General features: G+C 67.5%; 11 protein-coding genes. 3 read left to right on the top strand and 8 right to left on the bottom strand.

All coding sequences use genetic code 11. The features are described from left to right. Window positions 1–9 precede the first annotated feature (9 nt). Window positions 10–969 carry a glycine betaine ABC transporter substrate-binding protein gene (locus tag F7O44_RS09145; RefSeq protein WP_162449892.1) on the top strand — a complete coding sequence of 320 codons (960 nt, stop codon included), beginning with the start codon at window positions 10–12 and terminating at the stop codon, window positions 967–969. A 57-nt stretch (window positions 970–1,026) separates the two neighbouring features. Here the strand turns inward: F7O44_RS09145 and F7O44_RS09140 are convergent, their stop codons facing one another. The 6 genes from F7O44_RS09140 to F7O44_RS09115 form a co-directional block, all read right to left on the bottom strand. Further along, window positions 1,027–1,872 (bottom strand): nitrilase-related carbon-nitrogen hydrolase, encoded by an 846-nt coding sequence (locus F7O44_RS09140; RefSeq protein ID WP_162449891.1) that lies wholly within the window; start codon window positions 1,870–1,872, stop codon window positions 1,027–1,029. A 174-nt stretch (window positions 1,873–2,046) separates the two neighbouring features. After that, entirely contained in the window at window positions 2,047–2,550 is a 504-nt protein-coding gene (locus F7O44_RS09135; protein WP_246220924.1) for a sarcosine oxidase subunit gamma, read from the bottom strand. A gap of 1 nt (window position 2,551) precedes the next feature. After that, entirely contained in the window at window positions 2,552–5,368 is a 2,817-nt protein-coding gene (locus F7O44_RS09130; RefSeq protein WP_162449889.1) for a 2Fe-2S iron-sulfur cluster-binding protein, read from the bottom strand. Further along, complete coding sequence (locus tag F7O44_RS09125; RefSeq protein WP_162449888.1) at window positions 5,368–5,634, bottom strand: sarcosine oxidase subunit delta; 267 nt, start codon at window positions 5,632–5,634, stop codon at window positions 5,368–5,370. Before F7O44_RS09125 ends, F7O44_RS09130 begins: the two co-directional genes overlap by 1 nt. Before the next feature lie 19 nt (window positions 5,635–5,653). Then, on the bottom strand, window positions 5,654–6,928 hold the full coding sequence (locus tag F7O44_RS09120) for a sarcosine oxidase subunit beta family protein (protein ID WP_162449887.1): 1,275 nt from the start codon (window positions 6,926–6,928) through the stop codon (window positions 5,654–5,656). Next, the gene (locus tag F7O44_RS09115; RefSeq protein ID WP_162449886.1) at window positions 6,925–7,674 is read right to left on the bottom strand and encodes an IclR family transcriptional regulator domain-containing protein; all 750 of its coding nucleotides are present in this window, start codon (window positions 7,672–7,674) and stop codon (window positions 6,925–6,927) included. Before F7O44_RS09115 ends, F7O44_RS09120 begins: the two co-directional genes overlap by 4 nt. 131 nt (window positions 7,675–7,805) lie before the next feature. Here F7O44_RS09115 and F7O44_RS09110 point away from each other — a divergent pair, with 131 nt between their 5' ends. Then, window positions 7,806–9,119, top strand: coding sequence for an NAD(P)/FAD-dependent oxidoreductase (locus tag F7O44_RS09110; RefSeq protein ID WP_162449885.1), 1,314 nt, complete (start codon window positions 7,806–7,808; stop codon window positions 9,117–9,119). Between the two features lie 13 nt (window positions 9,120–9,132). Then, window positions 9,133–10,320: a glycine cleavage T C-terminal barrel domain-containing protein gene (locus tag F7O44_RS09105; RefSeq protein WP_162449884.1), complete on the top strand. Its 1,188-nt coding sequence runs from the start codon at window positions 9,133–9,135 to the stop codon at window positions 10,318–10,320. A gap of 204 nt (window positions 10,321–10,524) precedes the next feature. On the opposite strand, the gene F7O44_RS29315 is transcribed toward F7O44_RS09105, so the two are convergent. Further along, window positions 10,525–10,680: a hypothetical protein gene (locus F7O44_RS29315; RefSeq protein WP_174255893.1), complete on the bottom strand. Its 156-nt coding sequence runs from the start codon at window positions 10,678–10,680 to the stop codon at window positions 10,525–10,527. Between the two features lie 27 nt (window positions 10,681–10,707). After that, window positions 10,708–13,719, bottom strand: coding sequence for a bifunctional [glutamine synthetase] adenylyltransferase/[glutamine synthetase]-adenylyl-L-tyrosine phosphorylase (locus F7O44_RS09100; protein ID WP_222851203.1), 3,012 nt, complete (start codon window positions 13,717–13,719; stop codon window positions 10,708–10,710). Window positions 13,720–14,127: the final 408 nt, after the last annotated feature.

Genomic DNA, 14,127 nt, shown 5'->3' with positions numbered 1-14,127 from the left:
GGGTTTCCTATGTATTACTGGAAGAGAATCGCAGCATCCGCCGCGGTCGTGGCGCTTGCGCTGGCCGCCTGCAATGGCGACGACGCGGACGTCGCCGTCGGAGACGACATAGAGGAAGAACTCGGAGACTTGACCATCACGGTGGGGTCCAAGGAGTTCACCGAGCAGCGCATCCTGGGCCAGATCGCCATCGTCGCGCTGGAAGCAGCCGGCGCCGACGTCCGTGACGAGACCGGGATCGAGGGTACCCCGGCCGTGCGCTCCGCCCTCGAAACCGGCGAGATCGATCTGTACTGGGAGTACACCGGCACCGGATGGAGTGCCATCCTGGGCCACGAAATCGCCGAGGCTCCCACCGACACGCAGGAGCTCTACGAGGCCGTCCGGGAGGAGGACGCCGAAAACGGCATCATCTGGTTCGACCCCGCTCCGGTCAACAACACATACGCCATCGCCAGTGCGCCGGGGGTGGCGTCCGGGCTCGGCGTCAGCACCCTCAGCGACTACGCCGACCTGGTCCGGGACAACCCCGAAGAGGCTAGCTTGTGCGCTGCCGCGGAGTTCCTCGTCCGCGATGACGGCCTTCCCGGCATGGAGGAGACGTACGACTTCGAGATGCCGAGTGGTCAGGTCGAGGAGATGGAGCTGGGCATCATCCACACCCGGCTGCCGCAGAGCGATCCGTGCAACTTCGGCGAAGTCTTCGCCACCGACGGACAGATCATCACGAACGAACTAGAGGTCCTGGAAGACGACCAGGGCGCGTTCCCTCCATACAACCTCGCGGTGACCGTCCGGGAAGACGTCTACGACGAGGCGGGCGAGGCACTCGAAGAGCTGTTCAACCCGATCACGGCCGCGCTCACCGACGAGCTACTCAGGGAGATGAACGCACGGTCGGCCGATGATCCAGGCTTCGAGGACGAAATCGCCGAGGAATTCCTCCGTGATCACGGCTTCATCGACTGACGTCGGTGATCACCCGCACGCCGTCCTGCGCCGGGGCACACACCCGATACCGCCTACTCACAGATCTCCGCCCTCGTCGAGGAGGCGACGGACCTCCCGCTGTAGGAGACCCAACCGAGCCTCTTTGACGAGGGGGATGTCGCGGCGCCGGCGGCGTACGTCGGTGAGGTCAATATCAACCGTCAGTGTGTGTTCCTGGCTCTCAGGTACTTCCTCGACGACGTTTCCCCACGGGTCGACGACGTGCGAGCCGCCCCAGAACCGCATGGTGCCCTCCGCGCCGACCCGGTTGACGAACACGACGAACAGCTGGCACATCCGGCCGTAGAAGCGGGTGATGCCGCGCCAGTATCCCTGAGAGTCGTAGCGCTCGGGGAAGGCGCTCTGTGCGCTGGTGACCGGCATCAAGAGCACTTGGGCGCCGTCTTGGGTGGCCAAGAACGCCAGCTGTGGCTGCCATGCGTCGTTGCAGACCATCATCGCCAACCGGGCGGCGCCGGCGTCGAAGGCTCGCATGGACTGCCCGGGGGTGAAGTGCTTGCGCTCCTCGAAGCCCAGGTAGTTCGGCAGGTAGAGCTTGCGGTGGACGTGCACGAGCTGCCCAGCCTGGTAGTAGGCCGAGCTGTTGTATGTGTGCATCCCGCCCGGCCCCGCCTCTGGGAACGCCAGCACCACTCCGCCGGATCCGGCCAGCTTTGCCAGCCGTTCGAGCCGCTCGTCTGTTGGTTTGAGTGCGAGATCGGATTCGATCTCGCCGACGGAATAGCCGGACAGATGCAACTCTGGGAAGACGACCAGGTCGCTGCCCTCACGGCTGGCTTTGGAGATGATCCCGGCTGCGTGCTCGATGTTCGCGTCAATATCGCCGAGCACGGAGTCGACCTGAGCGAGGGTGACACGCATGTGACACCTCCTGACCACCAGCGTGAACGGGCCCACCGCCAGTATGACCCCGGTGATCAGCGCCGTCCACGCTCGGCGATAAGTAGGACTTCAATACCGCCAGGTGGGCTTATCGGCGTTGCCTGGCCTTATGCGCCGCCTGGCGGTATTGAAGTCGGTCCAAGGCCGCTGGCCTCAATGGCGGGTGACGGCGGCTCCGGCGGCGGCATCGGTCAGGACGTCCATCATGTACCGGCCGTAGGAGCGGTCACACTGCACCAGGTACGACGCCGCGGCGTTCTCGTCGTCGCGGATGACGGTGGCGACGACCCCGGCGACCAGCGTGCGAAAGGCCGTGCCGTCGGGCATCGCCCGGTGGGTGAGGTTCATCGAGCACACACGAGCCAGTACCGATGCCGCGCCGGTTCCGGTGAGCCGCGCCAGCGTGTAGCCATGGCTGACGTCGACGACGCTCGCGAACGTCCCATCAGCGAGTGTCTGCATTCGCCGCTGCACCAGCCCCAGCGAATCGGGCGACGTCAGCAACATCCAGGCATCCGGGACCGTCCGCACGGCCAGCACACCGTCCTGAACACGGACCGCACGCCCGAGCGGTACTCCCAACGCGACGTCGTGTGCCCCGCCCGGCTCGGCCCGGATGAGGAGCTTCGCCAGGCTGGTGCAGTCGGTCATCATCATTTCAGACACGCAAGCGCTCCCCCTCCGGATCGACATGTGCCAGCTGCGGCATCACCCGGGCGGAGACCCGGCGCCCGGTGGGCAGGAGCACAGTCACCAAGGTGCCCGGTTCGGCCCGGTCCGGCGCCACGAATCCCAGGCAGATCGACCGATCCAAGGTCGGCGAGTACCGGCTGGAGGTGACCCGGCCCACGATGCGGCCCCGCCCAGCCGCGGCACGTCCACGCGGGCCCGCAGCGCCGCCCTCGACGATCTGGCTCGACTCCGGTGGCACGATGCTGGGATCCACTGGCTGCAGGCCGACCAGCATGAGGTGACCGTCTCGGACTCGTTGCCAGGCCAGCTCCGGTTTACCGACGAAGTCGTCCTTGTCCATCTTGATCGCCCACCCGAGCCCGGCGCTGTATGCCTGGGTCAACCCGTCGGTGTCTTGCCCGACGATCAGATGCCCCTTTTCCAGCCGGAGAATCCGCTGCGCTTCGATGCCGAACGGGCGCACCCCGAGGTTGTCGCCTGCCGCGAGCAGCGCTTCCCAGACCCGAAGGCCGTGCCCAGCAGGCACATGCAGCTCATAGCTGAGCTCGCCGGTGAACCCAATCCGCCACACGACACACCCGGCCACCCCGGCCACCTCCCCCAGCCGGACTCGCATGTACGGGAAAGCCTCCGGGGCCAGGTCGACGCCCGTAGTCAACCGCCCAAGCAGCTCTCGCGACCGTGGACCGGCGACGTTGATACTGGCGTACGCGTCGGTCATCGCTATCGCGTGGACCTTCCAGTCCGGCCGCTCGGTCTGCAGCCAGCGCTCGATCCACTCGCCCACGGCAGTGGCGCCGGACGACGTCGCGGTCAGCAGGTAGCGATCATCGCCCAGGCGCGCAGTGACGCCGTCGTCGAAGACCACGCCGTCGTCGGTGCACATGACGCCGTACCGGACGCGCCCGACGGCCAGCGCCTGCCACCGGTTGACGTACAGCAACTCCAGGAGTTTGGGGACATCTGGCCCGCGCAACTCGAACTTGCCCAGCGGCGTGACGTCGACGATGCCGACGCCGCGACGAACCGCCCGTACCTCGCCGGCCGGATCGCCGTAATGCTCGGGCCGGATCCACTCACCGGCCACGAGCGGCGTCGCGCCGTGCGCGACATGCCAGTTGTGCATCGGCGACCGGCGCACCGGCTGGTAGTGACGGCCCGCCAGGACTCCAATGCTGACCGGTGTGATGGGTGGCCGGGCAGTGGTAGTGCCGACCTCGTCGATGCGGCAACCGGAGACGGCCGCGACGATCGCCGCCGCGTTGACACCTTCGAGCTTGCCCTGGGTGGGCCCCATGGTGACCGTCGTATAACGCTTGACCAGCTCCATCGAGTCGTAGCCTTCTTCCACCGCAGCACGCAGATCCTTCGCGGACACGTCCTCGGCGAAATCGACGATCCCATCCGTTCGCCCGGAGTACAGCGCCGGATGCGGCGCCGGTTCAAGAGCCGGAACAGCGACGGACTGGGCCGCCCCCAACGCCCGCCGAGCAGCCTCCTGACCAACAGCTTCCCCGTGTGCGATGAGGTCATCCAGACATCCATCGCCGACCACACCGCCCGTGGCCAGCACACCGTCCGGCTCGGCCGCTGGCACGTACCGGGCGGCGCTGGGGTGATACGAGGCTCGTCCCCCGGCCATGGCGATCAGCCCGACGGGCGCCGTCCATCCGGTGGCCATGACCACCAGGTCGCAGTTGGCCACCTGACCGTCGCCACACTCGGCGGCACGGACGCGGTTGCGGCCACGGACCCGGACGACATCGCCGCCTTCACGTGCGTCGACGACCCTCCGGACGTCGACGCCGACCCGTTCCAGGTCGGTTGCCGCGGCGATGCCGTCGTCATTCGCGGTGAAGACGACGGCGCGCTTCCCCGGCTTGACCGCGTACAAGTTGATCAGCCGGCGCACCGCCGTGGACAGCACAACGCCGGGCAGGTCGTTACCCCGGATGACGTATGGGCGCTCGATCAGCCCAGGAGCGACGATGAGCTGGGCCGGGCGCGCCTTGATCAGCCGTTCGGTGCCCTCGGGTGAATCGCGCTGCACAACGGCGACCAGGCCGTCCTCGTACCGCCCGGTGACCACCGAGTCGGTCAGTACCTCGACACCCTCGGCAGCCTGTACGTCGGACCGTAACTGCTGCAGCGCCGCGAGCTCAGCGGACGCACCCCACCGGAGGTGACCACCGAGCTGAGGCTGGTCGTCGACGAGCAGCACCCGGGCACCGGCAGATACCGCACCGAGCGCTGCCGCCATGCCGGCGGGGCCGCCTCCGGCCACCACGATGTCCGGGTGAACGTGCAGGTGCTCGTATCTGCCGGCAGGCGGCACCGGCGGCACCCGGCCGCCCGGGGAGAACCTGCGGAGCACCCGCTCGTACAGCGGCCAGAGCCGGCGCGGCCGCATGAACGTCTTGTAGTAGAAACCTGCCGACAGAGCTGGTCCGACGAGCCGGTTCACCGCCTTCACGTCGAAGCGCAGCGATGGCCAGACGCCCTGCGCGGTGACCGCCGCGCCAGGCGTGATGCGTCGCTGGCCGCCCGGGACGTTGGGCTCGCCGTCAACGGTGACGATGCAGCCAGGATCGTGCGCGTCCGCCGTCATCAAGCCCCGCGGCCGATGGTATTTGAGACTGCGGGAGAACACCCGAACGCCGGACGCAGCCAACGCCGAGGCGATCGTGTCGCCCTCGAAGGCGGAGTGCTCCCGCCCGTTCCAAGTGAAGGTCAGCGGCCGGTCCCGGTCGATCACTTCTCCTGGCTGCGGCCCGAGGCGCATCAGGGCTCACCCCCAGCGCCCACGTCGCGTACCTCGTCGACCGCGCCTGTCGTCCGATGCCGGCGCACCGCTAGATACCGCCCGCAGCCCGCCCGGTGCAACCACAGCTCGTCCGCCCACCCGGCCGGGTTACTCCGCAGGTAGAGGTAGCCGCGCCATTCCTGCGGCGTGGTGTCGTTCGGGTCCGGCCGGGCCGTCCGCTCGCCGATGTAAGCGAACTCAGTGGCATCCCTTGGACCACAGTGCGGACAAACAAGTGTGATCATGACTGAACCACAAGCCCTCCTAATGCCCGACAGCAGCCGCGCCGCGTTCGCCGACGAGCCGGCCGTCGGTGAACCGCGCCAGGTCGAACGGTTCGATGAGCTCGGGGGTCTTGCCGGTGGCGACTAGAGCGGCCATGGCCTCACCAGCCACTGGACCGGCCTTGAATCCGTAGGTACCCCAGCCGACGTCGACGTAGAAGCCTTCGACAGGTGTGGGGCCGATGATCGGGGAGAAATCGGGCGTCATGTCGCACAGACCGGCCCACTGCCGCAGAATCCGCACCTGCGCGAGCGCCGGCATGAGCTCGAGCACGTGTGCCGCGACGTTTTCGGTGAACTCGAGCGATCCTCGCGTCGAGTAGGAGGGGACAGGGTCAACCGCGGCGCCGAAGACGAGTTCGCCGCGGTCACTCTGGCTCACGTACACGTGCAGCGTGCCGGACACGACAACGGTGTCGAGGAACGGCCGGACGGGCTCGGTGACGGCGGCTTGTAGTGGGAACGTGGTGATCGGCAGCTCGATACCGGCCAGGTCACAGACTGTAGACGCCCAGCCGGCCGTACAGGTCACGACGGCTGGCGCGGCGATCTGGCCGCGGTTCGTCCGCACCCCGCGGACGCGGCCCCCGGACACGTCGATGCCCACGACCTCAGTGTCTTGGTGCAGGTGGACGCCGAGGGCGTCGGCGGCTCGGGCATAGCCCCAGACCACCGCGTCGTGGCGGATGATGCCGCCGGGCGGGTGCCATAGGCCGCCCAGTATGGGAAACCTGGGGTGGTCGGTGACGTCGAGGGACGGCACCAGCGAGGCGATCTCCGCGCGTCCGATCACCGACGAGTCGACACCCTGCAGCCTGTTCACCTCGGCCCGCCAGCGCATGATCCGCAGCGCGGAATCGGAGTGTGCCAGGGTCAGGTGGCCCCGCTGCGAGAACATCGCGTTGAAGTTCAGCTCTGCGGCGAGCGACTCGTACAGCCGCACCGATCGGTCGTAGAAGCGGACTCCTTCGGGGGTGAGGTAGTTGGAGCGGATGATGGCGGTGTTACGCCCCGAAGCGCCGCCGCCGAGATAGCCGCGCTCGAGCACGGCCACATTGGTGAGGCCGTGCTGGGCTGCGAGGTAGTAGGCGGTGGCTAGTCCGTGTACGCCGCCACCGATGACGACGACGTCGTATCGCCTGCGGGGCTCGTACCGGCGCCAGGCCGGTGGCCAGGATGTTCCGGTGAGGCCGCGCCGGATCAGGCCGAACCCGGAATACCGGGGCGGGCTCGAACGCGACCTGCGTGATCTCACCGGCCCGGCCCTCTCCACAGGGCTGATGCGTGCTCGAGCAGGTGCGGCACCGCGGCCTGCATCGCCTGGGCGTCGAACCGCCAGGACGGCCCTTGGAGCCCGAGAATGGCCACCAGGCTGGCGCTTGCGTCCAGCACGGGCGCGGCGACGGCGTGCAACCCGAGTTCTCGTTCTTCGTGCGCTTCTGCCCAGCCGCGTTCCCTGACCTCGTCCAGCGTTTTCTGGAGGACCTCCGGGTCGGTGATCGTCCGGTGCGTGCAGGCAACCAGCTCGGTGTCTGGAAACGTGCCGCGGTAGCTCAGATAGATCTTCCCGATGGCGGTTGCGTGCGGGACGCTGGGGCGGCCGATCTCGGCGACACTGCGGACGGTGGACGGACTCTGGACGAAGTCGAGTGTCATTGCGGTGGTTTCGCCCGGAACGGAGAGCGTGGAGGTCTCGCCGGTGGCTTGCATGAGTGCCGTCAGGTGGGGGCGCGCGACGTCGCGGAGGTCAATCCGGGCCAGCGCCGAGTTGCCGAGTTCGACGAGCCGGAGGCCAAGGGCGTAGCGGCCGCTGTCCGGTGTCCGCCGCACCAATTCGGCCCTGGCCAGAGTCGCCAGCAACCGCGAGGCCGAGCTGGGATTGACGCCGGCCCGCCGGGCGATCTCGTTGGTTCCGAGGTCGGTTGCGGCGTCGGCCAGCACGTTCAGGATCTCCAGCGCGCGCTCGAGCACGACGACCGGCCGAACTGTTGTCTCGGTCACATCGCCATGCTAGCCTCCGGATCAGGAAAGTGAAACAGTATTGCCCAAATGGCAACGCCAAGATGGCGACCCACATGGCAACCCCACATGGCAACCCACATGGCAACACTGTCTGGAGGTGGCCTTTCGCCATGACTCCACGTGCGGCCAGGTACGTGATCGTCGGCGCCGGTGTGCACGGCCTGTCCACGGCGTGGCACCTGGCGCACGAGCTGAATGCGCGCGGTGAGGTGCCGGACGTCGTGGTTCTGGACAAGTCCGGTATCGGTGCGGGGGCCTCGGGAATCGCCTGTGGAGTGGTCCGGAACAACTACTTCCAGCCGGCCATGCGCCGGCTGATGGCACATTCGGTCTCGGTCTGGGAGTCGGACCCCACAGCCTTCGCCTACCATCCTGTCGGCTACGTGCAGCTCGGCCCCGCAGGCATGGTGGCCGACGTCCGGCGGATCTTCCACGAGCAGCGAGCGATCGGCTACCCCTCCACCTTCGTCGAAGGCGAGCGCGAGGCCCGTACCTATATGCGGGCGATGTTCCCCGACTGGCAGGCCGAGGGCGTGAGCTGTGTACTACACGAACACCGTGGAGGTTTCGCCAACAACTACGCGTCGCTGCGCGGGCTGGCCGCCAAGGCCGAGGCGTCGGGCGCGAGGATCCTGCCGGGTGTCGAGGTTGTCGGCATCGATCCGGACACCCGCACGGTCGGCACCGACCATGGGCCCATCCACTGTGATCAGGTGGTCATCGCCGCGGGGCCGTGGGTCCGCGATCTGTGGGCGCAACTCGGCTTGCCGAGCACCATCACCGTCCGGACGCCGGACGGCAGCGCAAACCAGGTGCCGATGTGGACGTACTGGCTCGTCCAGGAGGGCACACTCAAGGTCGATCCGGATTCGTTCACCGACACACACGGGCATCCACCACCGGTCATCCACCTCGACACCGACGCGCCGTTGCGTGATCAAGACGGTGCGCTCGTCACCGATCAGCCATGGGGGATCTATTACAAGCCCGACCAGAACTTCGGCGGCATCCAGGGCGGCAGCATGCCTCGCCGCCTCGACGAGCCCGCCGAAGAGGTCGCAGTCGACCCCTACGGTCCGGATCAAGCCGCCTACGTGGCCGGGGCCGGCTTCGCTCGCCTCTGGACCGCCGGGCTCGCCCACTGCCACAGCCGCTTCGAAGGGAAGCGGCACCTGTACTCGGACGAACCCTCTGGCGGCATCGGGTGTTTCACACCCGACAGTTTTCCGGTGTTCGACCGGCGCGGCGACTTCGCCTATGTGATCGCCGATTCCAACCACGGCTACAAGATGATCGGCGTCGGAGCGCTGGTGGCGGCCGAACTGCTCGGCGCACCACAGGAGCTTCTGGAGCCGTTCCGGTTCGCCCGCTACGAGCGCGGCGCACAGCACCCGGTCAGCAACTCACCGTTTCCCTGGAGCTGAGTGGAGCCTCACCATGCACATCCCGTACGACGTTCCGAAGATCCACATGTACACCCGCATTCGCAAGTCGCCGTACTTCTATGCCTCGCGGCGGCACGGCGTGCAGTCGTACAGCGTCTGCAACCGGATGTATCACCCGCGCCATTACGACGACCCGATCGCCGAATACTGGCGACTGATCAACGACGTCACACTCTGGGACGTCGGAGTTGAGCGGCAGGTGGAGATCACCGGTCCGGACGCGTTCGAATTCACCAATCTACTGACGCCTCGCGACCTCACCACGTGCGCCGTCGGGCAGTGCAAGTTCGTGCTCAACACCGACACCGACGGCGGCATCATCAACAATCCGGTGCTGCTCCGCCTCGCCGAGAACCAGTTCTGGCTGTCGGTCGCGGACGGCGACGTGCTCCTGTGGGCCAAGGGCATCGCAGCCGCATCCGGCATGGACGTGCGGATCAGCGAGCCCGACGTGGCGCCGGTCCAGATCCAGGGCCCCAACTCCAAGGCGCTGCTGACCGACCTCATCGGCGAGGACATCCTCGACCTGCGCTACTACTGGATGCGCGAGTATCAGATCGACGGCATGGACGTGGTGATCTCCCGCACCGGCTACAGTGGCGAGGTCGGTTACGAGATCTACCTCCGCTCGGCAAGCCGGGACGGTACACGCCTCTGGGACACGATCCTGCAGGCCGGCGAGCCGCACCGGGTCGCGGTGATCGGCCCGTGCCAGATCCGCCGGGTCGAGGCGGGCATCCTCAGTTACGGCTCGGACATCGCGCTCGACAACAACGGCTACTCGGATTACGAGTTCCTGAACCCGTACGAGGCCGGCCTGGAGTGGACCGTCGACCTCGACCAGGACGCGGACTTCATCGGCAAGGACGCCTTGCGGCGGATCGCGGACCGGGGTGTCGGGCGCAAGGTCGTGGGAATCGAGCTCACGGGCGATCCGGTCATCGGCTACATCGAGGACTACCTGCTCGTGGTGGACGGGGACGCCGGCGACCAGATCGGGCAGGTGTCGTCGGTGTTCTGGTCACCACGGCTGGAGAAGAACATCGGGTACGCCCTTGTGCCGGTGTCACACGCCGACGTCGGGACCAAGCTGACAGTCCGTTCGGCGAAGGGCGAGACGAGCGCGTTCGTCGTCCCGAAGCCCTTCATCGACCCCGGCAAAGAAACCCCGAAGGGATAGGCCACATGACACGGCTGAAGGAGCGGCTGGCCCTTCGACGCGCAAGCGGGCTGGGCCGCCGATGCGGGCGCGGACTTCGTCATCGCTGAGACATTGCGCTACCTGGGCGAGTCGCAGCTCGCGCTCGATGTCATCCGGAGTGCGGGCCTGCCAGCCGTCGTCGGCCTCAACTGCTCCTGGGGTCATGCTCCGGCGATCAGATGCTTATCCGCCGCTGTTGCGCTTGATCCAGCCCCATACCGATGTCAGAACGAAGAGCACGGCGCCGATGATGAACAACCAGACCAGCCCTTCGATCACCAGACCGATGATCGAGATCGCCAGCCAGATCGCCAGTAGCAGAAGTACGAGTCCCAACATGTTCGCAGTATGCACCCGTTACCGCCGCTACCGCGGATCTTCGTAGAAGATTCGTTCCACGACGGCCCGCGCGTGCCGGGACGAGCGGCGGTACTCGTCGAGAAACACCGCGCTCTCCCCCGGCCCGTGGCCCGTCACCTGAGAGATCGCGGCCAGCGTCTGCGGATCCATCGGGATGGCGTCCGATGCCCGCCCGGTCACCAGCACCGTGGCGTTGCGGATCGCTGACGCCCGGCTCCATGCGTCGTGCAACACGCGACGATCAGCGTCGCGCATCAGACCCTCCTGGGCAGCGACGTCGAAGACGTCCAGGGTGGCGGTGGTACGCAGCGCTTCGACCTGGCCCGCATAGCGCAATTGCAGGAGCTGAGCGCACCATTCCACATCGGCCAGCCCGCCCGGGCCGAGCTTGAGGTGGGTGGATCGATCGGCGCCACGAGGCAGGCGTTCCGCCTCGACCCGCGCCTTGATGCGGCGTACCTCCCGCACTTGTGCATCGGTCAGACCGGCCGTCGGCCAACGCAGCGGATCGATCAGCGCCACGAACCGGCGCATCAGCTCCGGATCTCCGCAACAGCCGCTGGCGCGCAGGAGCGCTTGCCGCTCCCACACCTCGCCCCAGCGTTCGTAGTACGCGGCATACGACGCCAGTGTGCGCACCAGCGGCCCCTGCCGGCCCTCCGGCCGCAGATCGGCGTCAACGGTGAACGCCGGCTCCGGCGACGGGATCGCCAGCAGCCGCCGCATCTCGTTGGCCACGGCCAGCGCGGCTGCGGCCGCCTCTTCGTCGTCGGCCCCTGAATGCGGGGAATGCACGAACAACACGTCGGCGTCGGACGCATACCCCATTTCCCGGCCGCCCAGGCGGCCCATGGCGATGACGGCGAGACGGGTCGGCAACGGCGAGCGCCGTTCCGCCTCGACCGCCTTCACGGCGGCAGACAGCGCCCCCGCAAGAGTCGCCTCGGCTATCGCGGTCAGCGACTCGCCGACCTGCCGGATCGGCATCAACCCGACCAGGTCGGCGACAGCGGTGCGGAATAGCTCCCGCCGCCGCATGGCACGTACCACACCGATCGCTTCGACCGGATCGTCGTGGCGCTCGACACCCGTGCGCACCTCCGATTCGAGCTGCGCCCGCTCCCGTGGCTCGAGCTCGGCGTCGCCGCTGAGCATGGTCACCGCCTCCGGCGCCCGCATCAGCATCTCGGTCGCGTACCGCCCAGAAGCCAGCACCTTGGCCATCCGCTCAGCGGCGGCGTTGTCGTCCCGCAGCAGCCTCAGATACCAGGGTGTGGTGCCAAGGGCGTCACTGACCCTGCGAAATCCCGCGAGGCCGGTGTCCGGCATCGGCGCGTCGGCGAACCACGCGAGCAAGACCGGCAGCAGGGTGCGCTGGATCGCCGCACGCCGGGACACGCCCTTGGTCAGTGCTTCGATATGGCGCATAGCACCAGCCGGATCGGTGTAGCCCAGCGCCTCGAGACGGTCGAGCGCGGCCTCGGTGCTCAGCCGTACCCCTTCGGCCGGGAGATCGGCCACCGCCGACAGCAGCGGACGGTAGAACAGCTTCTCGTGCAGGCGGCGGACCTCACGTGTCTCACGCTGCCACCTGACCGTGAGCTCGTCGGCGCTGCGAATCCGCAAGGATCTGGCCAGGATGCGCAGATCTTCGGCGGCCTGCGGCACCACGTGGGTGCGCCGCAGCCCTCGCAATTGGATGCGATGCTCCAGAGTGCGTAGGAAGACGTACGCCTGCTCCAGCAGCGCGCCGTCGTCGCGGCCGACATAACCGCCGCCGGTCAAAGCGGCCAGGGCTTCCAGCGTCGAAGCCAAGCGCACCGTCTCGTCGGCGCGGCCGTGCACCAACTGCAGTAGCTGCACCGCGAACTCGATGTCCCGCAACCCGCCCGGCCCGAGCTTGAGTTCCCGCTCCGCGTCGGCCGGCCGGATGTGGCTCTCCACCCGGCGGCGCATCCCCTGGACGTCGCTGACGAATCCGTCCCGGCACGAGGCCTGCCACACCATCGGGCCGATGGCCGCCATGAAGTCCTCACCCAGCCGCCGGTCGCCGGCTACCGGCCGCGCCTTGAGCAGGGCCTGAAATTCCCAGGTTTTCGCCCATTCGTCGTAATACCTGGTGTAACTGGCCATCGTGCGAACCAGCGGCCCGGACTGTCCCTCCGGGCGTAGTCCGGCGTCAACCGGCCAAACGGTGCCCTCGACCGTACGGTCCGAGCACGCCCGCATGACGGCCGTGGCCAGGAGAGTCGCACTACGGATGGCGGCGGCGCCGTCCGAGGCGTCGTCGAGCGGTTCGGCGATGAACAGCACGTCGACGTCGGACACATAGTTCAGCTCGCGCGCACCACACTTGCCCATGCCGATGATGGCCAGCCGGCACGGAGCGGCGTCGGCCGGAAGCTGGGCTCGAGCGACCGCCAGCGCGGCTTCGAGCGTGGCGGCGGCCAGGTCGGCCAGCTCTGCCCCGATCACCGGCATGTCGGTGCCTTCGGCAAGGTCGACGGCGGCCAGCCACAGCAGCTCACGCCGGTACCCGATGCGCAGCGCGGTGAGAAACTGTCCCGGGTCCCCAGTGGCAACCGGCTCCGCCGCAGCCGGGTCGGCGCCCACGGCCGCCAGCATGCGCGCCCGGATCGCATCCGAGTCCGGGCGGTGCTGCGGGACGTCGGCGGCGAGATCCGCCAGATGTTCTGGGTGGCGAACGAGATGGTCCGCTAGAGAAGCGCTGAAACCCAGCACCGAGAGCACGCGCACCGCCTGGGCGTCGTGGCTGCTCAGTGCCGTGAGTAGCTGCCGGCGGCCATCGTCGCCTACTGCTTCGAGCAGCCTTCCGAGGCCTCGCAGGGCCAGGTCAGGATCAGCGACCTGAGCCAGCATGGCGACAAGCTCCGGATCCGCGCCGACCGCGTCGAGCGGAGGTCTGCTGAACTCACGCATCGCCGCTTCCGTGTCAGTGAAGCCGGCCCGGGCCAACTCAGCACCTCGGCTCGGGGAACGTGGAGAACGTGCGTTCACGCCAATGAACTTACCGCGCGCCAGGACCCTTCCGGGCTTCACCTGGTTCTCCAGCAGCCGTTCATCGCAGGAAACGGGCTTCGGAAATGATGTGGGTCAGCACTCAGCCGAACGCACCATGGCCCACCATGCAAAAGACCTACTAAGATCAAAACTCACATGCTTACCAAGATGTATCAATAAGATCAAAAGTGCCTGCTCATATACTATCGCCGGGTCCGGGTACGGATCGTTTGCTCCCGACTGGCAACGCGGAGGAGGAGTTCGGTGTCTGGACATCGAGCCACGCCCGAAGCGAAACCGGTTTTCAGGTGGAGACGACGCCGGCGCCCTGTCCTGGGCAGACACAGACCGATATTGGCGGAGCAGTCCGGGAAACTTGTCGCCTGGCGCTGTTCGCCGTCGCAC

The sequence above is a fragment of the Phytoactinopolyspora mesophila genome (assembly GCF_010122465.1).
Classification (GTDB): domain Bacteria; phylum Actinomycetota; class Actinomycetes; order Jiangellales; family Jiangellaceae; genus Phytoactinopolyspora; species Phytoactinopolyspora mesophila.
Note: the sequence above shows the minus strand (reverse complement) of the source record. Positions and strands in the feature narration are given on the sequence as shown.